Raw genomic sequence first — 26,793 nt, 5'->3', positions numbered from 1 at the left:
ATGGAGATACCCATGACCACCGCCTTTTTTGTCGCCGCCGACTGGCTTGCCGAACATATTGATGATCCGGAAATACAGATTCTTGACGCCCGTATGGCGCCGCCAGGACAGGAACATCGTGATATGGCGGGCGAATATCGCGCCGGACATATTCCCGGCGCGCTGTTTTTTGATATTGAAGCACTTTCCGATCGCGCATCGCCGCTGCCGCATATGATGCCGCGCCCGGAAGCGTTTGCGGTGGCCATGCGTGAACTGGGTGTTCGCCAGGATAAACACCTGGTCATATACGATGAAGGCAATCTGTTCTCCGCTCCGCGGGCGTGGTGGATGCTGCGCACGTTCGGTGCCGAGAAAGTGTCCATTCTGGCGGGCGGACTGGCGGGCTGGCAGCGCGACGAATGGCTATTGCGCGAAGGCGAGGAAGCGCATGAAGGAGGCGAGTTTGAGGCGAAATTCACGCCGCAAGCCGTGGTGCGTCTCACCGACGTATTGCTGGCAAGCCATGAAAAAACCGCGCAAATCGTTGACGCGCGTCCGGCGGCGCGTTTTAACGCTCAGGTTGATGAACCGCGTCCGGGACTGAGGCGCGGACACATTCCTGGCGCGCTAAACGTCCCGTGGACGGAACTGGTGTATGAGGGCGAATTAAAGACCACTGACGAACTGAATGAGGTTTTTTTCAGCCACGGCGTGAGTTTCGACAGACCGATTATCGCCAGTTGCGGTTCCGGCGTGACGGCCGCGGTCGTGGTGCTGGCGCTCGCCACGCTGGATGTGCCTGACGTCACGCTTTACGACGGCGCGTGGAGCGAATGGGGCGCGCGTACCGATTTACCGGTTGAACCCGCTTAATATCTGCCATGCCGGATGGCGCTCACGCTTATCCGGCCTACCGTTCAGGCTGATGTAAAACGATCTACAGACATTGTTTTTATTCAGCTCTTTTCCACTGTCCTGCAAACGGGCATTATTTTCTCTTAATAAAATCCTATTTTTTATCGGTAAATACTTTACGCCGGGTATAAGGAGTATCATCACCGCTGTTTTGGTTTTCACCGGAAAATAACTCCTGTAAAGATAATTTTTAAGGATGGAAAATGGATATTTTACTCGCTAATTTAATTGAGTTGGTTAAAAAGGTTAACCGTAATAAGGTACCTACTCCTATGTCTGCCGAGGAAATAAGTCGTCTGCGAGTGCGTAAGTATCGCGATCCGCAAAATACGGAAACCACTGAGTTACCTGAAAGCCTGAAGGCGCTACTGGCCTACGACCGCGATCTACTTAGCAATTATAATATGCCTGTGATTGAAACATTACAAAGATCTATTGATAAAGAGGGAGTAATACATTCTTACTCTCCTGATGAAGAGGCGTATTACGGCGCTGGCATGGATAGCTCAGGTATTGATATTGAAGATCTGATGCCTGTCTGGAGTAACGATCCCCGTCTTCCGGCATTAATTCGTATCGATCATGTCGGCGATCAGGCCATTTTTATCTATATCACAGAACGGGATGCCAACGGCGAATACCCTATTGCCCGCATGGAACGTAATGAATTCTGGCTGGCGGAGTCTTCTCTGGTGGAATATCTCTATAATATTATTTCGGGCGCTAAAGACATTGGCTTTACCGAAGAGGATTTACATCTTTCGCAATGGAAGGCACAGCAAAAAATGAATGAACAACGCGATGCCGCTTTACTTGACCTGGAGGATTATCATGAGGCGTTTTGGGCAAAACTGGACGCGCTCGTCGATTAATCGACATGCTGTCGGGTGGCGCTCACGCTTATCCGGCCTACCGTTCAGGCTGATTTAAAACGAATCTACATAAATACTGTTTAAGTAGGCCACAAAAAAACCGCTCAGTTGAGCGGTTTTTTTGTGCTGGTCCGGTTCGCGGCCTTTCCAGCAGGCTTTGTTGCCATAGCAACGCAGGCACACCGTAGGGGATTAATACTCCCTTTTAAGGGAGCAAATGTCAATATGATTTACCGGGAAACTATTCAACATTTGAGGTATTATCTTTCCCGGCCCTTTCCGCCGTCTCGCAAACGGGCGCTGGCTTCAGGAGAGGATAACCCATGGCCGTAAGCGCAGGCACACCGTAGTGCCTGCTATCACGGCATTATCGCCAGCGGTGCTGCCGTGATGCGGTCTTCGCAAGGACCGCAACATGAAGGTACGATGCTTTTGTGTCGTGCTTCTTGTTTCTGGCACGTTGTGTCTTCACGCAGACAGAAGCTACCCAGGTAATTCTGTTCCCGTAACGCTCAATTTCCAGAGCAGGTAAGCCAGGAGGCCGCCCTGTTGGGCGGCTTTCTTTTCTTCAGATGATGCGGTTCTGTTTAAAATCGCGCAGGAACCCGCCCCAGCGGCGCTCGTAGAACGGCGCGATATGCTCGGTGATAAAGTGGCTGATACCCTGCTCGCCCTTTCTCACCTGACAAATATCGATCGGTTCGTCCCCCGGTAACGTGTCGGTCGCCACATTGCCCGCTGCGTGAATGATCTCTTCAATCTCGCCGTCAGCCTCAATGCCAATCAGCAGATTGGGTTGGGCGTCCGCATGTTCTTTAATCGCGCAGAGAAACGCGCGTTTCACCGGTTTGATGGTTTTAAACAGCGTAGTGAGGGAATCAATCATCTGCGACGGCGGCTCGGCCACTTCGGATAAAATAAGCGACTCGCCGCCTTCCAGCACTTCCTGCGTACTTAATGGGCTGCCTTCCTCAGCGAGAAGCAGGCTGATTTCACGCGGCATAAACTCTTTGCCGGTCGGCAATTTAGCGTTGAGGAATAGCGTTTCGCCAAGCGTCATTTCAAACAGCGTGCGCGCTGGCATCACCACAAACGCCTGTTCGTCTTCCACGGCCTGCTGCAGCGCCTCCAGAGAAGTAAAGAAGGGAATGACGGTCGTGCCGTCTTCTTTTTCCCAGTGCTGCAAATCCAGAGCGCTGTCTTCCACAATCGCCTCGCCTTCGGCAGCGCTGCCCGGCACCCAGACGGTGGACTCCAGTAAGGTACGGAAAAATGCCGGACGATGCGCGGGCTCAGTCGCCGCTTTCTCCAGCAAGATTTCTAATTCATTTTTAGTTTCGGACATAGGAATCACAAATTATGTATATGGGTTGTAGGCCTGATAAGACGCACGGCGTCGCCATCAGACAAAATGCCGGGTGGCGCTTCGCTTACCCGGCCTACAAAAACACCGTTCAGGCGGTCAGCAAATTCGCGATGGTGCGCACACCCAGACCGGTTGCCCCGGCAGCCCACTGCTCAACCGGCGCTTTGCGATAAGTGGCGGAACAGTCAATGTGCAGCCAGCCTTCGCGGTAATTTTCAACAAAGTGCGACAGAAAACCCGCGGCGGTGCTTGCCCCGGCGGGATACGCCGCGCTGCCGGTGTTGTTCAGTTCCGCAAAGTTAGACGGCAGCTGGTTACGGTGGAACTCCGCCAGCGGCAGACGCCAGAACGGTTCATTCTCTTGCGCCGCGCTGGTCAGCAAACGCCCCGCCAGCGTATCGTCAAAACTGAATAGCGCATGGTAGTCGTTACCCAGCGCCGTTTTCGCCGCGCCGGTTAACGTCGCCATATCAATGATTAGCTGCGGGTGTTGCGCGCTGGCGTCAATCAGGCCATCCGCCAGCACCAGTCGCCCTTCCGCATCGGTATTCATGACTTCGACATTCTTGCCATTACGGTAGCGAATAATATCGCCCAGTTTAAACGCGTTGCCGCTGATCAGATTATCAGCGCAGCACAGGAACAGTTTTACGCGTTTATTCAGCCCACGGGTAATGGCGAACGCCAGCGCGCCCGTTACTGTCGCCGCGCCGCCCATATCGGATTTCATTGAGTCCATAAAAGCGCTTTGTTTGATACTGTAGCCGCCGGAGTCAAAGGTGATACCTTTACCGACCAGGCAGGCATAAACCGGCGCATCTTTGTCTCCCGTCGGGTTGTAATCCAGCGCCAGCAGCACCGGCGGACGCTCAGAACCACGGCCTACGGTATGCAGCCCCATATAGTTCTGCTCGCGCAGATCTTCGCCTTTGGTGATACGGTAAATGACGCTATCGCACGCGACGCTGCACAGCAGATCCACCGCGCGCTGCGCCAGTTGCTCCGGCCCAAGCTCTTCCGCCGGAGCATTGATGGTGTCGCGCACCCAGTCAATAATGGTCAGGCGGTTATCCAGTTCCTGACGTTGGGCATCGTCTAAATCCGGCCACATTACGGTACGGACGCCTTTTGGACCTTTGTAACCCGCCCAGAATGCCCAACAACGCTCGGTATCCCATCCTTCGCCTGTCAGCGCGACCTGTTTTATTCCCAGGCCGTCGATTTTACGCGCCGCACGCTGGATCAACCCCAGATCGTCTTTACCGTTAAGATGCAAGGTAATACCGTCGTTATTAATACTGTAAGTGGCTTTATCGCCCCAGCGCGCATCGGCAGGCTGCGTGGAAAGCGTGATTTTCATGGCTTCTGTCATTGTTATTTTCCTTATTAGCAAACGGGCCGCCGTAGGGCAGCCCGTTATTTGACTTACTCTGCTTCATCCAACCAGACTAGCAGAATCGCCTCCAGAATTTTTTCATTGGATGCGTTAGGGTCGTCGTCAAAATCGTCCAGTTCGCAGATCCACTGATGCAGATCGGTGAAACGAACGGTTTTAGGATCGACATCAGGATATGCGTCGTATAACGCTTCGCCGATCTCGCGGCTATCGGTCCACTTGAGTCCCATACTACCCTCTGTTAATGCTCACGCGCATGGTTGATTGTGTAACGTGGAATTTCGATAACCAGATCGTCGTCGGTAACGCGGGCCTGGCAGCTCAGTCGGCTTTCCGGCTCCAGCCCCCACGCTTTATCCAGCATATCGTCTTCTTCTTCCGAACTTTCCGGCAAGGAGTCGAAGCCTTCACGTACAATACAGTGACAGGTGGTGCAGGCGCACGATTTCTCACAGGCGTGTTCAATCTCGATGCCGTTGCGCAGCGCAACGTCAAGAATGGTTTCACCGGTCTCAGCTTCCAGAACTGCGCCATCCGGACAAAGATCCTGATGAGGCAGAATAACAATCTTCGGCATGTTAAACCTCGTCTACGGAATGGCCTTTCAACGCGCGACGAACCGACTGGTCCATGCGGCGAGCGGCAAATTCCTGGGTTTGTTTATCTACGTTTTTAATGGCTTGTTCTATGGCGTCAACATCATCGCCTTGTGCGACCGCGCTTAAATGTGCGGCGGCATCATCAATGCATTGACGTTCTGCGGCGCTTAACAGCGCGGCATCGGCAGTTAGCGCGCCGGTCAAACTTTCCAGCACGCGCGCGGCTTCGACTTTTTGCTCCGCCAGCATACGCGCTTTCACGTCCTGCTCGGCAAAACTCATGGAATCCTTGATCATCGAGGCGATTTCGCCATCGGTCAGGCCATAGGAAGGTTTGACCTGAATGGAGGCCTCGACGCCGGTGGATTTTTCCATTGCGGTGACGCTCAACAGGCCATCAGCGTCTACCTGGAAGGTCACGCGAATATGCGCCCCGCCCGCCGGCAGCGGCGGAATCCCGCGCAGCGCAAAGCGCGCCAGCGAGCGGCAGTCCTGCACCAGTTCGCGTTCGCCCTGCATCACATGGATAGACATCGCGGTCTGGCCGTCTTTGAAGGTGGTGAAATCCTGCGCGCGCGCCACCGGGATAGTGGTGTTGCGCGGAATGACTTTTTCCACCAGGCCACCCATCGTTTCCAGCCCAAGAGAGAGTGGAATCACGTCCAGCAGCAGCATTTCGCTGTCCGGCTTGTTGCCGACCAGAATATCGGCCTGAATCGCTGCGCCGATAGCGACCACTTTATCCGGGTCGATAGCGGTTAACGGCGTGCGGCCAAAAAATTCGCCCACCCGCTCACGCACCAGCGGTACACGGGTCGAACCACCGACCATGACCACTTCCAGAACGTCCTGGGGCTCAACGCCAGCATCTTTCAATGCGCGACGGCAGGCCAATAGCGTGCGCTTAACCAGCGCGGAAATGAGATCGTTAAACTGCTCGCGAGTGATCTCCCCCTGCCAGCCCGCAACGTTAACGCGAACAGTATCGGCATCGCTTAAGGCGATTTTCGCCGCAATCGCGGCATCCAGCAGTTCGCGCTGAACGCGATTGTCGCTACGATCGGCAATTCCCGCCTGCTCGCGAATATAGTCCGCCAGCAGATGGTCAAAGTCGTCGCCGCCGAGCGCAGAATCACCGCCCGTCGCCAGCACTTCAAACACCCCGCGGCTCAGGCGTAAAATAGAGATATCGAAGGTACCGCCGCCGAGATCGTAAACAGCAATAACGCCTTCTTTGCCTGAGTCCAGACCGTAGGCAATCGCCGCCGCTGTCGGTTCGTTGAGCAGGCGCAACACATGCAGGCCTGCCAGCCGCGCGGCGTCTTTCGTCCCCTGACGTTGGGCATCATCGAAATAGGCGGGAACGGTAATCACCACGCCATCCAGCTCGCCGGAGAGCGATTCGCTAGCCCGCGCGGCCAGCGCTTTGAGAATATCAGCCGATACGCGTACCGGATTGAGCAATCCAGCCGCCGTGTCAATCATCGGCAGCCCATTAACGCTTGCCTTAAACCGGTAAGGCAGATGCGGATAGCGCGCCTGGATATCCGCCAGCGAGCGTCCCATCATGCGTTTCACAGAGCTGATAGTGTTGGCCGTATCCTGCGCGGCATTGTCGCGCGCAGCGTAACCGACCGTATGGCCCTGCTGCTGATAGTGAACCACTGAAGGCAACAGGTGGCGCCCTTCGTGGTCAGGCAGAGTTTCCGCCTGGCCGCTGCGAACCGTCGCAACCAGAGAGTTGGTAGTGCCTAAGTCGATGCCCGCCGCCAGACGACGCTGATGCGGCGCGGCGCTCAGACCAGGCTCACTAATTTGTAATAAGGCCATGTTAGATTCCAGTTAAAAATCGAGCAGCTTTTCTTCGAGTTGTTCTGCGCTGCTTCGCAGTTTATCGAGAAACCGCAGTTTGCGCACCGTATCCGCCGCCGCGTCCCACGCGGCGTTGTCCAACTGTTCCACCATTTGCTGAAGGCGAGCATCAAACATCTTTTGTACGCGTTTGATGAAGCTTTCCAGCCGCACGTCGTCTTTTGATTGCTCGATATCGTCCAGCTCTTCGCGAAGCGTGAGTTGTTCCATCAGAAACGCGGTGTCGCGTACTGTATGTTGCTCGCTGGCCAGATCGAACCCGTGTAAGGAGAGCAGATACTCCGCGCGCGTCAAAGGGTGACGCAGCGTTTGCCAGGCCTGGTTGATCGTGGCGGATTGCTGGACGGCGGCAAGCTGCTGCGCCTGGGTGCCGTTGGCAAATTTGTCAGGGTGATACTGGCGTTGCAGATCCTGAAAACGAAGGCTCAGCGCCTGGGTGTCAATCTGATAACGGGCTGGTAAGCCAAAGAGGGTGAAGTAATCCATAACATTCTCAGGGATAGCCTGTCAGAACAAACCCCACACGCAGGCGACCACGGTGGGGTTATACCTTCTTACTTCGCGCCGCAGATGCGTTGTCTGCGCGGGTTCCCCCAGTCACTTACTCAAATAAGCGCCTGGGGATTCACTCGCTTGCCGCTTTTCTGCAGCACGAATGCTCGGTATAACAGCGGAACACGGTTACACGTGGAAGCTTTCGCCGCAACCACACTCATCTTTCACATTCGGGTTGGAGAATTTAAACCCTTCGTTCAGACCTTCTTTTACGAAGTCCAGCTGTGTACCGTCCAGAAATTGCAGGCTCTTGCCGTCAACCACTACCTTAACGCCTTTGTCTTCAAACACGGTGTCTTCCGCCGTTGGCTCGTCAACAAATTCCAGTACATAAGCCATACCTGAGCAGCCGGAGGTTCTCACGCCCAGACGCAGACCAAACCCTTTACCACGGTTGGCCAGGAAGGTATTAACTCGCGCTGCTGCACTGTCGCTAAGTGTAATCGACATAACAAAACCTCAATGTTAACGTTCTATTTTATTTCGCTTCGCGTTTGCTTTTGTAATCCGCAATAGCGGCTTTAATCGCGTCTTCCGCCAGAATAGAGCAGTGAATTTTCACCGGCGGCAGTTCCAGTTCGTCTGCAATGTCGGTGTTTTTAATCGCCTGCGCTTCGTCCAGGGATTTCCCTTTCACCCACTCCGTTACCAGAGAACTGGAGGCGATAGCGGAACCGCAGCCATAAGTCTTGAAGCGCGCGTCTTCAATGATACCTTCATCGTTAACTTTAATCTGCAACTTCATGACGTCGCCGCAGGCCGGAGCGCCAACCATGCCGCTTCCCACGTTATCGTCGTTGTTGTCAAACGACCCTACGTTACGCGGGTTCTCATAGTGATCGATTACTTTTTCGCTGTAAGCCATTATAAATTCTCCTGATTCCGATACCGATTAATGATGTGCCCATTCGATGCTGTTCAGATCCACACCCTGCTTGTACATTTCCCACAGTGGAGAAAGGTCACGCAGACGGCCAATGGATTTACGAACCAGATCAATGGTGTAGTCGATCTCTTCTTCAGTGGTAAAACGACCTAAAGAGAAACGGATAGAGCTATGCGCCAGCTCGTCATTCATGCCCAACGCGCGCAGCACGTAGGACGGTTCCAGACTGGCGGAGGTGCAGGCGGAACCGGAAGAGACCGCCAGGTCTTTCAGCGCCATGATCAGCGACTCGCCTTCAACGTAGTTAAAGCTCACGTTGAGAATGTTTGGCGCGCCCTGCTCAAGGTCGCCGTTCAGGTAAACTTCTTCAATATCTTTGATGCCGTTCCACAGACGGTTACGCAGACCGCGCAGACGGGCCATTTCGGTCTCCATCTCTTCTTTCGCGATACGGTAAGCTTCGCCCATGCCGACGATCTGGTGGACAGGCAGAGTACCAGATCGCATACCGCGTTCGTGCCCGCCGCCATGCATCTGCGCTTCAATGCGAATACGCGGCTTACGACGCACATACAGCGCGCCAATGCCTTTCGGGCCATAAATTTTATGACCGGAGAAGGACATCAGATCCACTTTCAGTTGGCTCAGGTCGATAGGCAGTTTGCCCACGCTCTGGGTGGCGTCAACGTGGTAGATGATACCGCGCGCGCGGCACATTTCGCCGATGGTCGCGATATCCTGCACCACGCCGATTTCGTTGTTCACGTGCATGATGGAAACCAGAATGGTGTCGTCACGCATCGCTGCTTCGAGCTCGTTGAGATCGATGATGCCGTTGCGCTGCGGCGCCAGGTAGGTCACTTCAAACCCTTCGCGCTCAAGCTGACGGCAGGTGTCCAGCACCGCTTTGTGCTCGGTCTTGCTGGTGATGATGTGCTTGCCTTTTTTCTGATAAAAGTTGGCAGCGCCTTTAATCGCCAGGTTATCGGACTCCGTCGCCCCTGAGGTAAAGACGATTTCACGCGGGTCGGCGCCGACCAGTTCAGCAATCTGGTTGCGGGCGATATCGACGGCTTCTTCAGCCTGCCAGCCGAAACGGTGTGAACGAGACGCCGGGTTCCCAAAGGTTCCGTCCAGGGTCAGAAACTGCATCATTTTCTCGGCAACACGCGGGTCCACCGGCGTGGTTGCGGAGTAGTCGAGATAAATCGGTAATTTCATTGCTCTTAAACTCCGTACATCACTCAATGCAAGGAATCAGGCAACCGGCTGGATGTACGACCGTGTTGACGGGACGTCCGCGTCCCGGCCTGATTCTGAATTCTTTTTTACGCTTCATCCTTCAGACGACCGCGGCATTCACCGCATGAGGCCGCCAGAAGAGATGGCGTAATATTTTAATTAAGCGCGTAATTTAACGTCGATAGCGTCCTGCGCACGACCGCTGGCGCGCGGCGCGTCATGCGTGTGCTGGCGACCAGACACATCCAGAACTTCCTGGTTATTCACCAGCTCGCCTAAAGTAATATTGTTGAGAAAACCGGTCAGACGATCGCTTAAATCACGCCACAGCGCATGGGTCAGGCATTTATCGCCGCCCTGGCAGCCGCCTTTGCCCTGGCAACGGGTCGCGTCAACGGATTCATCAACCGCGCTGATCACTTCGCCGACCGCGATACTGCCAGCATCTTTACCCAGCAGATAACCGCCGCCCGGCCCGCGTACGCTGGAAACCAGACCGTTTTTACGTAAACGGGAAAATAGCTGTTCCAGATAAGAAAGGGAAATCCCCTGACGTTCAGAAATATCAGCCAACGGTACCGGGCCCGCTTCGGAGTTGAGCGCAACGTCTAACATTGCGGTCACGGCATAACGCCCTTTAGATGTCAGTCTCATGTCTTACTTAACCTCAAACTCGCCCCTGCCCGGGGTTTTTTATTGTAAAATGGGGGTATTGCATAGCAGGGACAAGTCTGACATTCCCGAGTAATTTGGTCAACTATTTACTTGAGTAAATTAGTCAGGTATTTAGCGTTCCGTGCGGCATTAACGCGGTTACTTGCCTTTATTCTGCTGCTCAATAGACGCCAGAATCCCACGCAGAATATTCAACTCCTGGCTTTCCGGGCGGGCGCGGGTAAACAGACGGCGCAATTTATTCATCACCTGCCCCGGATGGTTTTCGCGAATAAAGCCAGTGGAGAGCAACGTCTGCTCCAGATGGCCGTAGAAACGTTCAAGATCGTCCACCAGCGGATACGGCGTCTCTTCATGATCTGCCGCGTCGCCGTTTTCCTGCGTCGCCAGCCAGGCCATACGGACTTCATACGCGATGACCTGTACCGCCATCGCCAGATTCAACGAGCTGTACTCCGGGTTAGCGGCAATCGCGACGTGATAATGGCATTTTTGCAACTCATCGTTAGTCAGCCCGACACGCTCACGACCAAAAACCAGCGCAACCGGCGTATTTGCTGCTTCCGCCACGCTTTTTAAGCCACACTCGCGCGGATCAAGCATCGGCCACGGCAGAGTGCGGGAGCGGGCGCTGGTGCCGACCACCAGGCTACAGCCAGCCAACGCTTCGTCCAGCGTATCGACGATCTGCGCATTACCGATCACATCGCTGGCGCCTGCCGCCAGGGCGATGGCCTGGGAGTCCGGTTTCACCAACGGGTTTACCAGCCACAGGTTAGTTAAGCCCATGGTTTTCATAGCGCGAGCCACAGAGCCCATATTGCCGGTGTGGGAGGTTTCCACCAGCACAATTCGAATGTTTTGCAGCATTGTCTTTCTTCAGCTAAAGATTATTCTGACATCTTACCATAAAACCAAGACAGATTCCGATCTCGCTGCTATACTCTGCGCCGTTTTCCCGTTCTTTAACATCCAGTGAGAGAGACCGATGCATCCGATGCTGACCATCGCCGTGCGCGCAGCGCGCAAGGCGGGTAATGTAATTGCCAAAAACTATGAAACTCCGGACGCTGTAGAAGCGAGCCAAAAAGGCAGTAACGATTTTGTGACCAATGTAGATAAGGCCGCTGAAGCGGTGATTATCGACACCATTCGCAAATCTTACCCGCAACACACTATTATCACCGAAGAAAGCGGTGAGCACGTTGGCACAGATCAGGATGTTCAATGGGTTATCGATCCGCTGGATGGCACCACCAACTTCATCAAACGTCTGCCACACTTCTCTGTTTCCATTGCCGTACGCATTAAAGGCCGTACTGAAGTGGCTGTCGTTTACGATCCGATGCGTAACGAACTGTTCACCGCCACCCGCGGTCAGGGCGCACAGCTCAACGGCTATCGTCTGCGCGGCAGTACCGCTCGCGATCTGGACGGCACTATCCTCGCTACCGGCTTCCCGTTCAAAGCCAAACAATACGCGACCACCTACATTAATATTATCGGCAAGCTGTTCACCGAATGCGCCGATTTCCGCCGCACCGGTTCCGCCGCGCTGGATCTGGCCTATGTGGCTGCAGGTCGTGTCGATGGTTTCTTTGAAATTGGCCTTCGTCCGTGGGATTTCGCCGCGGGCGAACTGCTGGTTCGTGAAGCGGGCGGTATCGTCAGCGATTTCACCGGCGGTCATAACTACATGATGACCGGTAATATCGTGGCGGGGAATCCGCGCGTCGTTAAAGCCATGCTGGCGAATATGCGCGACGAACTGAGCGATGCGCTGAAGCGCTAAGTCTCTTCGGCGGATGGGGCCACTCATCCGCCGTGCCTTTTCAGGCGTTTTTCCTAAACACAGCCTCATCGCTTTACTTGCCTGCATGTTTTTGTACGATCGCTCCCTGCTCCGCTATTGGCATAAAGCGGCAAGGAAGCGAACATGACCCTTCAACATACCCGACGCATCGTCAAATCCCTTTTTATTCTGTTTATCATTGTGGTCTGTATTTACCTGCTACCCCGCGTAGCGATCAATGCCTTTTATTACCCGGACAATAAAGTCTATGGGCCAACCCCTGCCGAAGCTGAATCCATTACCTTTACCGCCAAAGATGGCACGCATCTGCACGGCTGGTTTATTCCCACTGCTTTCGGCAGGCCGGAAAACGCCGTCGCGACGGTGATTCATGTCCATGGCAACGCCGGAAATATGTCGGCGCACTGGCCGTTAGTCAGCTGGCTGCCAGAACGCAACGTAAATCTGTTTATGTTTGATTACCGTGGTTTTGGCGAATCTGAGGGCACCCCATCACAAGAGGGGCTACTGGACGATACGAAAAGCGCGATAGATTATGTGCGGCATCGCGCCGACGTTAACCCCGAGCGCCTGGTACTGCTGGGACAGAGCCTGGGCGGCAATAATGTACTGGCCGCCGTAGGCCACTGCGTAGGCTGCGCAAATATGCGCTACGCCGACCAGGCGGGCATACGTGCGATTATCCTCGACTCAACGTTTTTATCCTATTCCTCCATCGCCAACCAGATGATCCCGGGCAGCGGCTATTTGCTTGATGACCGCTATAGCGCGGATCGCAATATTGCCAGCGTCAGCCCCATTCCGGTATTGATTCTTCATGGCACGGCAGACCATGTTATTCCCTGGCAGGACAGTGAGAAATTGTATGCCCTCGCCCGGGAGCCCAAACAAAAAATCTTCATTCCTGACGGCGATCACATTGATGCTTTTTCCGGACGTTATGCAAACCTTTACCGTGATGCAATGATTAAATTTATTCAGACCGCGCTCTCCGCTAAATAGCACGACACTGTATATATGCATATTTTATGATTAAGAATATATTTATTATACCGATAGTAAAAACCATTTTTTCCCGTTAGCGAAGGCGGTGGATTAGCGCTAGCGTAACAGTAATATTCAACTGATTTTTATAACAATTTATTTTCATTTGTTTTTCCTGAATATTACTGTGGAGTATGTGATGGCTATCAAAATTACGCCTGACGAGTTTAGTTTGCTTATCCAGCGATTAAACAAAAAATGGCGCGTGTTTGCCCCGTCCGCAGAGTTTCGCGGCGGACGTTTTTCCGACACTGACAACATTATTTATCAACGGATTAGCGGCTGGCGCGATCTCATCTGGCACGAGAAATCGCACATGTCGCCGAATACCATTATCGCCCCTATCACCGAAACGCTCTTTTATTTCGATAAAGACACCATTCAAATTGCCGAGACAGACACTTCCCCGATAATCATCTTTGCCCGCGCCTGCGACATTAACGCCATGTCGCGGCTGGATTATATGTATTTATCAAATGGGAATAATTCCGATTACAGTTATCAACTGCTACGGGAGCATATTCGTTTCGTCCTTATTGAGTGTGAAGAAAGCTTCGAAAATTGTTTCTGCGTCTCAATGGGTACCAATAAAACTGACTGTTATAGCGCCGCCATGCGTTTTAGCGATGAGGGCGCGCTTGTCAGCATCCGCGATCCCTTTATCGAGGCGGCGATACAAGGGCTGGGGCAGGAGGCTGACTATACCCCCTCTTTCGTCAGCGAAAACCGGGAAACCGTCGTCACGCCGGACAGCGTTTGCCGCGATCCGCAAAAAATTCGCGACATTCTCACCCGCCATCCGCTATGGGACGCTTACGACAGCCGCTGCATCAGTTGTGGCCGCTGCACTACCGGGTGCCCAACCTGTACCTGCTATAGCGTCTTTGACGTCGCCTATGATGAAAATCCGCAGCGCGGCGAACGCCGTCGCCAGTGGGCAAGCTGCATGGTGCCGGGCTTTAGCGACATGGCCGGCGGTCATGGTTTTCGCGAAAAGCCCGGCGAGCGTCTGCGCTACCGCGCCCTGCATAAGGTCAATGACTACAAAGCGCGCAACGGCATTGAACATATGTGCGTCGGCTGCGGCCGCTGCGACGATCGCTGCCCGCAATACATCAAATTTTCTTTGATTATCAATAAAATGACCGCTGCCGTTCGGCAGGCTCTGGCAGAGGAGGCATAACGCATGTCACATTGTTCCTGTCATGATAAACCGCAGCACAGTTTGCTGCCTGCGGCGTACCGCATCCTCAGTATTACTCGCCACACGCCGCTGGAGTGGAATTTCCGCGTGGCCGTCGATTTTCCCGCGCACTGGGGGCAATTTGTTGAGGTGTCGCTGCCGCGCGTCGGCGAAGCGCCCATCTCCGTTTCCGACTACGGCGACGGCTGGATAGATCTGCTGATCCGTAATGTCGGAAAAGTGACCAGCGCCCTCTTTACGCTGAAAGAAGGCGACAACGTGTGGCTACGCGGCTGCTATGGCAATGGCTATCCGGTCGATACGCTGCGCCATAAACCCTTACTGGTTGTCGCAGGCGGCACGGGCGTCGCGCCGGTGAAAGGCTTAATGCGCTATTTCGTTGAGAATCCCCAGGAAATTGGTCAACTGGATATGATTCTCGGCTATAAAAATCGCGATTGCGTGCTGTACAAAGAAGAAATGGCGACGTGGCGCGGCAAACATAATCTGGTGCTCACGCTGGATGAAGGCGAGGCTGATGACCGTTACCAGATTGGCCGGGTGACCGATCGGCTTGCCGACATGACGCTTAGCGATATCGACACCATGCAGGCCATCGTCGTTGGGCCGCCAATAATGATTACCTTTACCGTAAAAATGCTGCTGCAAAAAGGGCTCAAGCCGGAGCAAATTTGGGTGGACTACGAACGCCGGATGGCCTGCTCCGTAGGGAAGTGCGGCCACTGCCGTATGGGCGAAGTGTATGTCTGCACCGACGGCCCGATATTTAACTACGCCGTCGCGCAACGTTTTGCCGATTAAGGAGAACATCATGAGCATTGATATTGATATCATTAAAGCCCGTGCGAAAAACGAATATCGCCTGTCAAAAGTGCGCGGCGAAGCCATGATCAGCGTCCGCATTCCCGGCGGTATTTTGCCCGCGCATTTGCTAACGGTGGCGCGTGACATCGCCGAAACCTGGGGCAACGGACAAATTCACCTCACTACCCGCCAGAAGCTGGCGATGCCGGGTATCCGTTACGAAGATATCGACAACGTGAACGCTGCGCTGGAGCCATTTCTTCGCGAGATTGAAATAGAACTGTGCGACGTCCAGGTTGAGGATACCAAAGCGGGCTACCTCGCTATTGGCGGGCGAAATATTGTCGCCTGTCAGGGGAACCGCATTTGCCAGAAAGCCAACACTGACACGACCGGTCTGTCCCGTCGTCTTGAAAAACTGGTCTATCCCAGCCCTTATCATCTCAAAACGGTCATCGTCGGCTGCCCGAATGATTGCGCGAAGGCGTCAATGGCAGATCTGGGAATTATTGGCGTGGCGAAAATGCGCTTCACTGCCGATCGCTGTATCGGCTGCGGCGCCTGCGTGAAGGCCTGTAGTCACCACGCGGTAGGCTGCCTGGCGCTGAAGAACGGCAAAGCGGTCAAAGAAGAGTCCGCCTGTATCGGCTGCGGCGAGTGCGTGCTGGCCTGTCCGACGCTGGCCTGGCAACGTAAGCCGGATCAGCTCTGGCAAGTCCGTCTGGGCGGACGCACCAGTAAAAAGACGCCGCGCGTCGGCAAGCTCTTCCTCAACTGGGTGACTGAAGATGTGATAAAGCAGGTGATCGTTAACCTGTATGAATTTGAAAAAGAGATGCTCGGCGGAAAACCGATCTATCTCCATATGGGCCATCTGATCGACAAAGGCGGCTACCTGCGTTTTAAAGAACGGGTACTGCGCGGCGTTCAGCTCAATCCGGAAGCGATGGTCGCCGAACGCATTTACTGGGCCGAAGACGAATCCGTCGCGCGGATGCATCTCAAACCCGCCGGGCACTAATCAACCACGCCATGGCCGCAGCCCGCCCACAGGCTGCGGCACGCTAAACCACATGACCAGCGCCGCGACAAGCAGTATGACCCCTCCGGCCAGCGCCAGCGTTGACCAGCCTACCTGCCGCCATAACGCCGGCGCTTTGTTTCCACTGAGCTTCACCGCCAGATCACGAAAAGTGTGTACCAGCAGCGCCAGCGAAGTAATCGTTAGCGAGGTTCCCGCCGCCATTGCCAGTACCGACGCCATTCCCCAGCTAAAAACGCCAATCACTTTACTGAATAACAGCACCATTATCGCGCCGGAACAGGGCCGCATCCCCATAGACAGTACGATCATGAGTCGCGCGCGCCAGTCATCGCCGCTATGCAATTGTTCCTGCGTCGGTAGATGCTGATGTCCGCAGCCGCATTTTTCATGGTGAACATGGCGCGGCGTAAAAGCGATAAAGGCAGGTTTACGTAGCAGCGCGCGTAACCTTTTTATGGCCCGCCAGCACAGCAAGATGCCCAGCCCGCCAACTAACGCATAGCTCCCCTTTTCCAGCCAGAAACCGCTCAGATGGAGCTGCCTGGCCGGAAGTTGCAATACGGTCAGCACGCCCACCACCAACCCGATAGCCACGAACCCCTGTAATAACGCGGCGGCGATGGTTAACACGATACTTGATTTCAGCTTCGAAGGATGCGTCGCCAGCCATGTCGCGATCACCACTTTGCCGTGTCCCGGCCCCAGCGCATGAAGCACGCCATACATAAAACTCAGCAGAAGCAACGATCCGCCCGCCCGCTCAGGATGCGTCGCCACCGCATTAAGCAGCGCGCTCAACTGCTGATTCACGTCCCGCTGCCAAAGAGCGCTTTTCAACATCACCTGCGGCCAGGCCTGCCACATCCACAGACCGCCAACCAGCATCAGCAACAGGAATAACGCCAATGGCCACAGCGAGAGCCAGCGCCGCCCCGGAGTGCGTTGAGAAAAAATTACTGACATTGCAATGTCACCGTTTGGGCAAACTGTTTACCTAAATCCATATCCTCCGGCGGCGCGTCCTCTTTATCCAGCGACTGGGCGAAACGTAGCGTCTCTTCGCCGGGCGCAGGAGTATAAACCTGAATCCGACACTTTTCGCGCAGCGGTTCCGGCATCGTAATATCGCTGTCCTGGTCATAATGCATATCGACATAATAAGAGGGATCAAACGTTGAAAAGGTATAAGTCTGTCCGCTTAACGGCTGCGGTTCAGCCAGCGGTAGCGTAAAGGTCAATACCGCCTGATGCGCGTCACGCGTCATACCGTATTCTGTCGGCCTGTTTTTAAACTTCACTTTCGCGCCATTGCGCCACACTTCTGTAAAGTAGTGCTGCCCAAGTACGTTAGCCATCACTTCCGCCGCCAACTTTTTCCATATTTCTGACCCCGGTGCCGCGTTTCCGGCGTCATACAGCAGATCTGCGGATGTCAGCGCGTCCATTGTCCAGCGCATTTTTAACGCCACAAATTGCTCATTTTCACTGACCACCTGCGTTTGCAGACGGATGAAGCTGTGCGGATGCGCCGCCGCCACGAAAGATAAAACGGCAAGAAATAGTGTTAAGGCGCTGCGTTTCACTGGCTTCATCTGTTCCTCGCGATAAAAATTCTGTGACGTTCCTCAGCATTCCTGGCCTAAAAGCACGCTTATCACATTTTTCACACGCAAACTTTAGCTATCCTTACCAGACAAACTAACGGGAGACCTGACAGATGATGCCGACAATTGCCCCACCATCTGTACTTTCCGCTCCCCAGCGCCGCTGTCAGGTATTGCTGACGCTTTTCCAGCCGGAGCCAATTGCCACGGTGGAAATCTTCAGCGCGCTTAATGGCGTTGATGATGATACTGCCCGTGAGGATATCACTGAGACAAGCCTGGAGATCCAGCGCTATCATCGCCTTGCCATCACAACATGCCAGAACGGTTGCTATCGGATCGAAGGTACAGCACTCGATCAGCGCCTTTGCCTTTTACACTGGCTCAGGCGCGGCCTGCGTTTATGCCCGACCTTCGTCACGCAACAGTTTACCCCGGCCTTAAAAAACGCGCTAAAGCAGCGCGGTATCGCGCGTCCGCTGTATGATGATATTAATCTTCACGCGCTCATCAATCTGTGCGCCCGCCGGTTGCAAAAACCATTTGAACATCGCGACGTGCAGTTCCTGCGTCTCTTTTTACAGTATTGTCTGCTACAACACCATGCTGGCATCACCCCGGAATTCAACCCTGTGCAGCAGATTTGGGCGCAGTCGTGCGCGGAATATCCACTCGCCCAGGAAATTGGTCGTCACTGGCAGCGCCACGTGATGCAGGCCGCACCGCTCAATGAAGCGCTGTTTATGGCGTTACTGTTTTCAATGATTCGCCTCCCCGACCCGATTCGCGACACGCATCAACGGGCGCAGCAACTGCGACTGGAGGTGGCGCGGCTGGTGCTGCGCTTTCGAGAAAAAGGGAACGTACGCTTTAGCGACGAACAAGGGCTTAACGATCAGCTGTATGTCCATCTCGCCCAGGCGCTGAACCGAAGTTTATTCACGATTGGCATCGATAATACGCTTCCGGAAGAGTTCAACCGTCTTTATCCGCGTCTGGTTCGTACCACACGTGAGGCGCTCGCCGGATTTGAAGCCGAATATGGTGTCCACTTTTCCGAGGAAGAGACGGGTCTGGTGGCAGTGATTTTCGGCGCCTGGCTGATGCAGGATAACGATTTGCATGAAAGACAGATCGTATTGTTAGCGGATAAAAATGATGCGCTGGAGACGCATATTGAGCAGCAACTGCGTGAACTGACCCTGTTGCCGCTGAATATCAGACGGATATCGCTCCAGGCGTTTCAAAAAGAGGGATGCCCGCGCGGCGTAGCGCTGATTGTTACCCCTTACGCCACGCCGCTACCGCTCTTCTCACCGCCATTAATTCATGCGGATCGCGCCCTCACAGAGCACCAACAGCAGCAGATCCGCAAGATCCTGGAATCATGACGCGGCAACCACTTTGGGCCGAAGGAAGATAGCGGGCAATGCCACCAGCGCCATAATCCAGAATACGCCGCCGCCCAGATGTTGATACAGAAAACCGGCAAATACTGTCATAATCGCGATGCTGCCGCCCATCGCCACAGCGGAATAGACGGCCTGCAAACGAATCACCTCGCTTCCCTGACGCGCAGCGATATAACGCATGGCGGCCAGATGGCAAACGGTAAACGTGCCACAGTGCAGGATTTGTATCACAATCAGCCACGGCAGCGCCGTACTCCAGCCCATCAGCCCCCAGCGTACCACCCCGCACACAGCAGAAAGCAATAGCAAGTCGCGGGCGCTAAACCGGCGGAATAGCTTTTTACTCAGGGCGAAAATGATCACTTCCGCCACCACGCCCAACGACCATAAATAGCCGACCGCCGATGCTGAATAGCCAGCCCCCTGCCAGTAGATGGCGCTAAAACCATAGTAGGCGGCGTGCGCCCCTTGCAGCAAACAGACGCAGGCCAGAAAACGCCAACTTTGTGCCACCAGCGTACGCCAGGCGGGCCAGCCTGCGCTCTCCTGCTGACGACTTTCCCCTTGCGGCGGCACGCTGGGACGTAACAACATACCCAGCAACATCGAGGCGACGCCGAGCGTCAGTAGCGCCAGAATCGCCTGGTAATCGTATAAACTCACCAGCTTACCGGTCAGCGCCGACCCTATCACGAAGGCGATGGACCCCCACAGCCGCACCCGACCATAGTCCAGGGTAATTTGCTTTTGCCAGGTATTGGCCAGCGCATCGGTCAGCGGCACCAGTGGTGAAAAGAAGAGGTTAAACCCAACCATCACCACCATTAGCCACGCGACATGCGTTCCTGCCCAAAATGCCAGCGCAAATACCAGCGTCAGCAATGCCAGTACGCGCAGCGCGGAGATCAACCGCGAAGGATCGCTTACGCGAGGCGCAATGAGCAGACTACCGAGAAAACGCGCGACCAGACCCACGCCCAGCAGAAGACCGATGGTTTCCGGCGTTAGCCCAAGACCTTTGAGCCAGACGCTCCAGAAGGGCAGAAAAATACCGTAACTAAAGAAGTAGGTGAAATAACTGAGCGCCAGCCAGCGCGTGGAATGCAATGCCATGATTCCCTCCCGTTTGGAGGCGATAGTCTGGCGGTAAACGGTTGCGCTGGCAAGGGTAACATAAGGTTAACAGGCGGAGGGAGAAGTTCAAACGGCAACGCCGCCGGATAATGACTTCCGGCGGCGTCACGTTATGGCGCATAAGTAATGCCCGACAGACGCAGCGCCATCGGGCCATTTTCACAACATAAGCGCTTACGCGTAAACCGGGAAGCGGGCGCAGATATCCAGCACTTTCGCTTTCACGCGCTCAATGGTGGCTTCATCATTGATGTTGTCCAGCACGTCACACATCCAGCCAGCCAGCTCTTTCACTTCCGCTTCTTTGAAGCCGCGACGAGTGACCGCCGGAGAACCGATACGGATACCGGAAGTCACGAACGGGCTCTTAGGATCGTTCGGCACGCTGTTTTTGTTCACGGTGATGTTAGCACGGCCCAGCGCGGCGTCAGCTTCTTTACCGGTCAGGTTTTTATCCACCAGGTCCAGCAGGAACAGGTGGTTCTCAGTGCCACCAGACACCACTTTGTAGCCGCGGTTCAGGAACACTTCCACCATCGCTTTGGCGTTTTTCGCCACCTGCTGCTGGTAAACTTTGAACTCCGGCTCCATCGCTTCTTTCAGCGCTACCGCTTTACCCGCAATCACGTGCATCAGCGGGCCGCCCTGCGCGCTTGGGAAGACGGCGGAGTTCAGTTTTTTGTACAGCTCTTCATCGCCGCCCTTCGCCAGGATCAGGCCGCCGCGCGGACCCGCCAGGGTTTTGTGGGTGGTGGTGGTGACAACGTGAGCGTGCGGAACCGGGTTCGGGTAAACGCCTGCGGCAATCAGGCCCGCCACGTGCGCCATGTCGACAAACAGGTATGCGCCGATGCTGTCAGCGATTTCACGCATTTTTGCCCAGTCAACCACGCCGGAGTAGGCAGAGAAGCCACCGATAATCATCTTCGGCTTGTGCTCTTTGGCCAGCTTCGCCATCTCGTCATAGTCAATTTTACCGGACTCATCGATACCGTAAGGTACGATGTTGTACAGTTTACCGGAGAAGTTAACCGGGGAGCCGTGAGTCAGGTGACCACCCTGCGCCAGGTTCATACCCAGAACGGTGTCGCCCGGCTGCAGCAGCGCGGTGTAAACAGCGAAGTTAGCCTGAGAACCGGAGTGCGGCTGCACGTTAGCGTAGTCAGCGCCGAACAGTTCTTTCGCGCGGTCGATAGCCAGCTGCTCTACGACATCAACGTATTCGCAACCGCCGTAGTAGCGCTTGCCCGGATAACCTTCAGCGTATTTGTTGGTCAGCTGAGACCCCTGCGCCTGCATCACGCGCGGGCTGGTGTAGTTTTCGGAGGCGATCAGTTCGATGTGCTCTTCCTGACGTACTTTTTCCTGCTCCATAGCCTGCCACAATTCGGCATCATAATCGGCAATGTTCATTTCACGCTTTAACATCCGCATCTCCTGACTCAGCTAACAATAAAATTTGTGCCTGAAAAGGCAGTCCGTGGGACTTCGGCCAACAGTATAACCGAATCATTCTTCGATAACAGGTCTTGACAAAGGTTTTTACGCAAACGATTACCTATGCGTCAGATAAGGGTTTCCTGAACGAGAGCCTGACGAATTTCAACGGATTTCTTTTCAGCTTTGTGATGCAGATTTTTCACGTTGTTACCTCCATAACGTAAAGCAGAGAAGAACCATTTACAATGCAAGGGTATTTTTATAAGATGCATTTGATATACATCATTAGATTTTCACATAAAGGAAGCACGTATGCTTGACGCACAAACCATCGCTACAGTAAAGGCCACCATTCCCCTGCTGGTTGAAACAGGACCGAAACTGACCGCCCACTTCTACGACCGTATGTTTACGCATAATCCGGAGCTCAAAGAAATCTTCAATATGAGCAACCAGCGTAACGGCGATCAGCGCGAAGCCCTGTTTAATGCTATCGCGGCCTACGCCAGCAATATCGAAAATTTACCGGCGTTGCTGCCGGCGGTAGAAAAAATCGCGCAGAAGCACACCAGCTTCCAGATTAAGCCGGAGCAGTACAACATCGTCGGGACGCATCTGCTGGCGACGCTGGACGAAATGTTCAACCCGGGCCAGGAGGTGCTGGACGCGTGGGGCAAAGCCTATGGCGTACTGGCTAACGTCTTTATCCATCGGGAAGCCGAGATTTATCACGAGAACGCCAGCAAAGACGGCGGCTGGGAAGGCACGCGCCCCTTCCGCATCGTTGCGAAAACCCCGCGTAGCGCACTGATCACCAGCTTTGAGTTTGAACCGGTCGACGGCGGTACGGTGGCGGAATACCGTCCCGGGCAGTATCTGGGCGTCTGGCTGAAGCCGGAAGGTTTTGCACATCAGGAGATCCGCCAATATTCACTGACCCGTAAACCCGATGGCAAAGGGTACCGTATTGCCGTGAAGCGTGAAGACGGCGGCCAGGTATCAAACTGGTTACACCATCACGCCAGCGTGGGCGATGTGGTGCATCTGGCTGCGCCGGCAGGTGACTTCTTTATGAATGTCGCCGCTGATACCCCCGTTTCGCTGATTTCCGCTGGCGTCGGCCAGACGCCGATGTTGGCGATGCTCGATACGCTGGCGAAAGGACAGCATACCGCGCAGGTGAACTGGTTCCACGCGGCGGAGAACGGCGACGTTCATGCGTTTGCCGACGAAGTGAGCGAGCTGGGCCGTACACTGCCGCGTTTCACTGCCCATACCTGGTACCGCGAGCCAACCGAGGCCGATCGCGCCCAACGCCTCTTCGACAGCGAAGGGCTGATGGATTTAAGCAAACTGGAAGCCGCAATCAGCGATCCGGCAATGCAGTTCTATCTTTGCGGCCCGGTAGGCTTTATGCAGTTTGCCGCAAAACAACTGGTTTCACTTGGCGTGAATAACGAAAACATTCATTACGAATGCTTCGGCCCGCATAAAGTGCTGTAATTGCAAGAAATCCTCTGAAAAAACGGGCGTTATCGTTAAGGCGAACGCCCGTTTTCCTCCCCGTTCCCCTGCTTATTGCGCTGCTTTTTATGCCTTTCTTTTACAAAAAAGGGGAATAAAAAAAGTCTGTGCAAATCGTGTTATTATTAACGTTTGACTTAGCTCGTTAGGGCATCTTTTTATGCAGCAACCTGTTGTACGCATTGGAGAGTGGCTGGTTACACCTTCTGTTAATCAGATCAGTCGTCAGGGACGCCAGATTACTCTTGAACCACGGCTGATCGATCTTCTGATGTATTTTGCGCATCACCCGGATGAAGTGTTAAGCCGGGATAACATTATTGATCATGTCTGGATGCGCACCATCGTGACCAACCATGTTGTCACCCAAAGCATTTCTGAACTACGCAAATCATTAAGAGATGGCGGAGACAGCAATGCTGAATACATCGTTACCGTACCTAAACGCGGCTATAAGCTGACGGCGCCGGTTATCTGGTGCGAAGAAAATAGCGATGAGATCGATAATTCATCAACGTCGCCGCCGCCGATCGCAGCGACGAATGCAGAACCGACAGAGGGGGTTCTTGCCGCTACGCCTGTGCCGCCCGCCTCTTTGCAAACGCCGACTAAAAAGGCGAAAAAGCCGCGTATCGCTGCTTTCTGGACGTGGGTAATGTTCCTGCTCTCGCTGGCGACGCTGGTGGTGTTTATCGTGATGTCGGTGGTAGATCATAATGCCGCGGTAACAAAAACGCGGTTATTACTTAACCCACGAGATATAGATGTTCGTTTTGAAGGCGGCAATTCCTGTAATAACTGGGTCTCGCAGGAGTCCTACGCCATCGGTCTGGGCGGCTTAATCACCGACCTGCTGAACACCTACTCGACCTTTATGGTGCACGATAAAACCAATTACCGGGTCAATGAGCCAAGCAGCTCCGGTAAGACGTTAACCATTCAGTTTGTCAATCAGCGCCACTATCGGGCGCAGCAGTGCTTTATGTCTGTTGTGCTCATTGATAACGCCGATGGTTCAACCATGCTGGATAAGCGTTATTTCGTCACCAATACTAACCAGTTGTCCATCCAGGATGATCTGTTTAATAGCCTGTCTTTCGTTTTAACACAGCCCTGGCCTAATCGTATGCGAGAACAACTGGCCCTGTTCAGAACGCCGCAAAATACCGCGCTGATGCGTTTTTATGAGGCGCGCCAGCTTATTCTGAGCGGCGATGCGCAGGCGCTAAGTAAAGCCAGCGATATTCTGAATGGCATTATTAAGGAAACGCCTGATTTCAACTATGCCTATGAATATAAAGTGCTGGTAGATGTATTACGGCAATCACAACAGCCGTTTGATAAAGAACAAGTGGCTGCGCTGAACGAAGAGTTTAAAAAAATAGATCAAATTCCGGGCGTTGAGAAAACGTCTGTTTATTATAAAATCAAGACCGTTGATCTTTTGGGCAAAGGTGATATCGATGCAGCGTATGAGGAAATCAATAAAAGCATCGAGCTTGAAATGTCGTGGTTTAACTATGTCCTGTTGGGGAAAGTTTACGAAATGAAAGGTGAGAATCGTCTGGCCGCTGATGCCTATCTGACCGCCTTTAATTTACGTCCAGGTGAAAACACGCTGTACTGGATCGAGAACGGCGTATTTCAGACATCCGTTCAGAAAATTGTCCCTTATCTGAATAGTTTTCTGGCAGAAGATTAAATTTAACGCTGAACCATGACAAATAAAAGCGAAAAGATATTAAATTTTTCGCTTTTATTTTGTGAAAAACATGTTGCCAAAAATAGCTTATGTTAATTTTGGCAACATATTCATCGCAAAGATATGTAAATATAACTCTTTGTAATTAAACGATGTTTATCCTTTCATGATATTTTCCATGATATTTATATGTTAATTCAAAAAAATCAATCTATCAGTTTTTTCATGTTTGTGTTTATTTCACTTTTTCTTTAGGACTTATCTCAACCCATTCGTTAATCTTGTCGACAGTTGAACGGGCACGCAGCATATATGAAGCATAAGCCCGGTTCTTAAAAATACAGCTCAGGAGAAATGAACATGAGTTCTGTCAAAAAGATCGGGCTATTTGCCTGTACTGGCGTCGTTGCCGGTAATATGATGGGGAGCGGGATTGCATTATTACCCGCCAACCTTGCCAGTATTGGTGGCATTGCCATCTGGGGCTGGGTAATTTCTATTATTGGGGCAATGTCGCTGGCTTATGTTTATGCGAGGCTGGCAACCAAAAACCCTCAACAGGGTGGCCCTATCGCTTATGCTGGGGAAATATCTCCGGCGTTTGGTTTCCAGACCGGCGTTCTTTATTATCACGCAAACTGGATTGGTAACTTAGCCATCGGTATTACCGCTGTTTCTTATCTTTCTACGTTCTTCCCGGCATTAAATAATCCAATACCGGCAGGTATTGCCTGTATTGCTATCGTCTGGCTGTTCACCTTTATTAATATGCTGGGTGGGGCCTGGGTCAGCCGCTTGACAACGATTGGCCTATTCCTGGTGCTGATCCCGGTAGTTTTGACCGCAGTCGCCGGCTGGCATTGGTTCGATATCGCGACCTATCACGCGAACTGGAACACGTCCACGACGACCGACTCTCACGCCATTGTTAAAAGTATTCTGCTCTGCCTGTGGGCGTTCGTTGGCGTTGAGTCTGCCGCCGTCAGCACCGGCATGGTGAAAAACCCGAAACGCACCGTACCGCTGGCAACCATGCTGGGTACCGCGCTGGCAGGCATCATCTATATCGCCGCGACTCAGGTTATCGCCGGGATGTTCCCAGCTTCCGTTATGGCCTCTTCCGGCGCGCCGTTCGCTATCAGTACCTCCACGATTCTGGGTGGCTGGGCTGCGCCGCTGGTTTCCGCCTTTACCGCTTTCGCCTGCCTGACGTCTCTGGGCTCCTGGATGATGCTGGTCGGCCAGGCTGGGGTTCGCGCCGCCAACGACGGCAACTTCCCGAAAATTTACGGCGAAATGGATAAAAACGGTATTCCGAAAAAAGGTCTGCTGTTGGCTGCGGTGAAAATGACGGCGCTGATGATTCTGATCACCATCATGAACTCCAGCGGCGGTAAAGCGTCCGACCTGTTCGGCGAACTGACCGGGATTGCCGTACTGCTTACCATGCTGCCGTACTTCTACTCCTGTGTTGACCTGATTCGCTTCGAAGGGTTCAACATCCGTAACTCGGTAAGCCTGATTTGTTCTGTACTGGGCTGCGCATTTTGCTTCATCGCACTGATGGGCGCCAGCTCCTTCGAACTCTCCGGCACCTTTATCGTCAGTCTGATCATCCTGATGTTCTACGGTCGCAAAATGCACCAGCGCCAGAACAACGACAGCGACAACAATACGGCTGAAGCGCTTTAACCGCTAACTCCTTTT

The 26,793-nt window shown here is 53.6% G+C and carries 28 protein-coding genes; 12 read left to right on the top strand and 16 right to left on the bottom strand.

Annotated elements, in window-relative coordinates:
• The first annotated feature begins 12 nt into the window (after nucleotides 1–12).
• Nucleotides 13–855, top strand: coding sequence for a 3-mercaptopyruvate sulfurtransferase (sseA, locus tag ACLJQD_RS18860; RefSeq protein ID WP_017442248.1), 843 nt, complete (start codon nucleotides 13–15; stop codon nucleotides 853–855).
• Here sseA and ACLJQD_RS18855 read toward each other — a convergent pair.
• Complete coding sequence (locus tag ACLJQD_RS18855; RefSeq protein WP_012535673.1) at nucleotides 835–1,059, bottom strand: hypothetical protein; 225 nt, start codon at nucleotides 1,057–1,059, stop codon at nucleotides 835–837. The genes sseA and ACLJQD_RS18855 overlap by 21 nt on opposite strands.
• 41 nt (nucleotides 1,060–1,100) lie before the next feature.
• Between ACLJQD_RS18855 and ACLJQD_RS18850 the strand changes: the two genes are divergently transcribed.
• Nucleotides 1,101–1,769 (top strand): DUF5066 family protein, encoded by a 669-nt coding sequence (locus tag ACLJQD_RS18850; protein ID WP_017442249.1) that lies wholly within the window; start codon nucleotides 1,101–1,103, stop codon nucleotides 1,767–1,769.
• A 415-nt stretch (nucleotides 1,770–2,184) separates the two neighbouring features.
• On the top strand, nucleotides 2,185–2,301 hold the full coding sequence (timP, locus tag ACLJQD_RS18845) for a small toxic inner membrane protein TimP (RefSeq protein WP_242617614.1): 117 nt from the start codon (nucleotides 2,185–2,187) through the stop codon (nucleotides 2,299–2,301).
• Nucleotides 2,302–2,337: 36 nt separating this feature from the next.
• Here timP and sseB read toward each other — a convergent pair whose 3' ends face one another.
• The 11 genes from sseB to trmJ all read right to left on the bottom strand — a co-directional run bounded on the left by sseB (nucleotide 2,338) and on the right by trmJ (nucleotide 11,230).
• Nucleotides 2,338–3,114 carry an enhanced serine sensitivity protein SseB gene (gene sseB, locus ACLJQD_RS18840; protein WP_001533245.1) on the bottom strand — a complete coding sequence of 259 codons (777 nt, stop codon included), beginning with the start codon at nucleotides 3,112–3,114 and terminating at the stop codon, nucleotides 2,338–2,340.
• A gap of 109 nt (nucleotides 3,115–3,223) precedes the next feature.
• On the bottom strand, nucleotides 3,224–4,507 hold the full coding sequence (gene pepB, locus ACLJQD_RS18835; RefSeq protein ID WP_017442135.1) for an aminopeptidase PepB: 1,284 nt from the start codon (nucleotides 4,505–4,507) through the stop codon (nucleotides 3,224–3,226).
• A gap of 53 nt (nucleotides 4,508–4,560) precedes the next feature.
• Nucleotides 4,561–4,761, bottom strand: coding sequence for a Fe-S cluster assembly protein IscX (gene iscX / locus ACLJQD_RS18830; RefSeq protein WP_000523621.1), 201 nt, complete (start codon nucleotides 4,759–4,761; stop codon nucleotides 4,561–4,563).
• An 11-nt stretch (nucleotides 4,762–4,772) separates the two neighbouring features.
• Complete coding sequence (gene fdx / locus ACLJQD_RS18825) at nucleotides 4,773–5,108, bottom strand: ISC system 2Fe-2S type ferredoxin (protein ID WP_001124466.1); 336 nt, start codon at nucleotides 5,106–5,108, stop codon at nucleotides 4,773–4,775.
• 1 nt (nucleotide 5,109) lies between these two features.
• The gene (gene hscA / locus ACLJQD_RS18820) at nucleotides 5,110–6,960 is read right to left on the bottom strand and encodes a Fe-S protein assembly chaperone HscA (RefSeq protein ID WP_001196653.1); all 1,851 of its coding nucleotides are present in this window, start codon (nucleotides 6,958–6,960) and stop codon (nucleotides 5,110–5,112) included.
• A 12-nt stretch (nucleotides 6,961–6,972) separates the two neighbouring features.
• Nucleotides 6,973–7,488 (bottom strand): co-chaperone HscB, encoded by a 516-nt coding sequence (hscB, locus tag ACLJQD_RS18815; protein WP_000384398.1) that lies wholly within the window; start codon nucleotides 7,486–7,488, stop codon nucleotides 6,973–6,975.
• A gap of 195 nt (nucleotides 7,489–7,683) precedes the next feature.
• Nucleotides 7,684–8,007 carry an iron-sulfur cluster assembly protein IscA gene (gene iscA / locus ACLJQD_RS18810; protein WP_000028952.1) on the bottom strand — a complete coding sequence of 108 codons (324 nt, stop codon included), beginning with the start codon at nucleotides 8,005–8,007 and terminating at the stop codon, nucleotides 7,684–7,686.
• A gap of 28 nt (nucleotides 8,008–8,035) precedes the next feature.
• Nucleotides 8,036–8,422 carry a Fe-S cluster assembly scaffold IscU gene (iscU, locus tag ACLJQD_RS18805; RefSeq protein ID WP_000331704.1) on the bottom strand — a complete coding sequence of 129 codons (387 nt, stop codon included), beginning with the start codon at nucleotides 8,420–8,422 and terminating at the stop codon, nucleotides 8,036–8,038.
• 27 nt (nucleotides 8,423–8,449) lie between these two features.
• Nucleotides 8,450–9,664 carry a cysteine desulfurase gene (gene iscS / locus ACLJQD_RS18800; protein WP_000775263.1) on the bottom strand — a complete coding sequence of 405 codons (1,215 nt, stop codon included), beginning with the start codon at nucleotides 9,662–9,664 and terminating at the stop codon, nucleotides 8,450–8,452.
• A gap of 180 nt (nucleotides 9,665–9,844) precedes the next feature.
• The gene (gene iscR, locus ACLJQD_RS18795) at nucleotides 9,845–10,339 is read right to left on the bottom strand and encodes a Fe-S cluster assembly transcriptional regulator IscR (protein ID WP_001241346.1); all 495 of its coding nucleotides are present in this window, start codon (nucleotides 10,337–10,339) and stop codon (nucleotides 9,845–9,847) included.
• A 159-nt stretch (nucleotides 10,340–10,498) separates the two neighbouring features.
• On the bottom strand, nucleotides 10,499–11,230 hold the full coding sequence (gene trmJ, locus ACLJQD_RS18790; protein ID WP_000940032.1) for a tRNA (cytosine(32)/uridine(32)-2'-O)-methyltransferase TrmJ: 732 nt from the start codon (nucleotides 11,228–11,230) through the stop codon (nucleotides 10,499–10,501).
• A 118-nt stretch (nucleotides 11,231–11,348) separates the two neighbouring features.
• On the opposite strand from trmJ, the gene suhB reads away from it, so the two are divergent.
• The 5 genes from suhB to asrC all read left to right on the top strand — a co-directional run bounded on the left by suhB (nucleotide 11,349) and on the right by asrC (nucleotide 16,246).
• The gene (suhB, locus tag ACLJQD_RS18785) at nucleotides 11,349–12,152 is read left to right on the top strand and encodes an inositol-1-monophosphatase (protein ID WP_000553473.1); all 804 of its coding nucleotides are present in this window, start codon (nucleotides 11,349–11,351) and stop codon (nucleotides 12,150–12,152) included.
• A 144-nt stretch (nucleotides 12,153–12,296) separates the two neighbouring features.
• Nucleotides 12,297–13,175, top strand: coding sequence for an alpha/beta hydrolase (locus tag ACLJQD_RS18780; protein ID WP_000174944.1), 879 nt, complete (start codon nucleotides 12,297–12,299; stop codon nucleotides 13,173–13,175).
• Between the two features lie 181 nt (nucleotides 13,176–13,356).
• Nucleotides 13,357–14,400 (top strand): anaerobic sulfite reductase subunit AsrA, encoded by a 1,044-nt coding sequence (asrA, locus tag ACLJQD_RS18775; RefSeq protein ID WP_000985209.1) that lies wholly within the window; start codon nucleotides 13,357–13,359, stop codon nucleotides 14,398–14,400.
• A 3-nt stretch (nucleotides 14,401–14,403) separates the two neighbouring features.
• Entirely contained in the window at nucleotides 14,404–15,222 is an 819-nt protein-coding gene (gene asrB / locus ACLJQD_RS18770; protein WP_000017587.1) for an anaerobic sulfite reductase subunit AsrB, read from the top strand.
• A gap of 10 nt (nucleotides 15,223–15,232) precedes the next feature.
• On the top strand, nucleotides 15,233–16,246 hold the full coding sequence (gene asrC, locus ACLJQD_RS18765) for a sulfite reductase subunit C (RefSeq protein WP_000020685.1): 1,014 nt from the start codon (nucleotides 15,233–15,235) through the stop codon (nucleotides 16,244–16,246).
• Here the strand turns inward: asrC and ACLJQD_RS18760 are convergent, their stop codons facing one another.
• Nucleotides 16,247–17,233 (bottom strand): nickel/cobalt transporter, encoded by a 987-nt coding sequence (locus ACLJQD_RS18760; protein WP_017442134.1) that lies wholly within the window; start codon nucleotides 17,231–17,233, stop codon nucleotides 16,247–16,249.
• Complete coding sequence (locus ACLJQD_RS18755) at nucleotides 17,224–17,862, bottom strand: DUF1007 family protein (RefSeq protein WP_000805728.1); 639 nt, start codon at nucleotides 17,860–17,862, stop codon at nucleotides 17,224–17,226. Before ACLJQD_RS18755 ends, ACLJQD_RS18760 begins: the two co-directional genes overlap by 10 nt.
• 125 nt (nucleotides 17,863–17,987) lie before the next feature.
• Here ACLJQD_RS18755 and csiE point away from each other — a divergent pair, with 125 nt between their 5' ends.
• Nucleotides 17,988–19,265 carry a stationary phase inducible protein CsiE gene (gene csiE, locus ACLJQD_RS18750; RefSeq protein WP_000982966.1) on the top strand — a complete coding sequence of 426 codons (1,278 nt, stop codon included), beginning with the start codon at nucleotides 17,988–17,990 and terminating at the stop codon, nucleotides 19,263–19,265.
• Here the strand turns inward: csiE and ACLJQD_RS18745 are convergent.
• Complete coding sequence (locus ACLJQD_RS18745) at nucleotides 19,260–20,399, bottom strand: 3-phenylpropionate MFS transporter (protein WP_001173729.1); 1,140 nt, start codon at nucleotides 20,397–20,399, stop codon at nucleotides 19,260–19,262. The two genes, csiE and ACLJQD_RS18745, sit on opposite strands and share 6 nt — an antisense overlap.
• A gap of 195 nt (nucleotides 20,400–20,594) precedes the next feature.
• Nucleotides 20,595–21,848: a serine hydroxymethyltransferase gene (gene glyA, locus ACLJQD_RS18740; protein ID WP_000919178.1), complete on the bottom strand. Its 1,254-nt coding sequence runs from the start codon at nucleotides 21,846–21,848 to the stop codon at nucleotides 20,595–20,597.
• A 324-nt stretch (nucleotides 21,849–22,172) separates the two neighbouring features.
• On the opposite strand from glyA, the gene hmpA reads away from it, so the two are divergent.
• From hmpA to cadB, 3 genes are all read left to right on the top strand, one after another.
• Nucleotides 22,173–23,363 carry an NO-inducible flavohemoprotein gene (gene hmpA / locus ACLJQD_RS18735; RefSeq protein WP_000883151.1) on the top strand — a complete coding sequence of 397 codons (1,191 nt, stop codon included), beginning with the start codon at nucleotides 22,173–22,175 and terminating at the stop codon, nucleotides 23,361–23,363.
• Between the two features lie 181 nt (nucleotides 23,364–23,544).
• A complete protein-coding gene (gene cadC / locus ACLJQD_RS18730; protein WP_017442133.1) occupies nucleotides 23,545–25,086 on the top strand; it encodes a lysine decarboxylation/transport transcriptional activator CadC in 1,542 nt (513 codons plus the stop codon).
• 360 nt (nucleotides 25,087–25,446) lie between these two features.
• The gene (gene cadB, locus ACLJQD_RS18725; protein WP_000100008.1) at nucleotides 25,447–26,778 is read left to right on the top strand and encodes a cadaverine/lysine antiporter; all 1,332 of its coding nucleotides are present in this window, start codon (nucleotides 25,447–25,449) and stop codon (nucleotides 26,776–26,778) included.
• Nucleotides 26,779–26,793: the final 15 nt, after the last annotated feature.

Source organism: Salmonella sp. SAL04214 (assembly GCF_046550615.1).
Taxonomy (GTDB): Bacteria; Pseudomonadota; Gammaproteobacteria; order Enterobacterales; family Enterobacteriaceae; genus Salmonella; species Salmonella enterica.
Note: the sequence above shows the minus strand (reverse complement) of the source record. Positions and strands in the feature narration are given on the sequence as shown.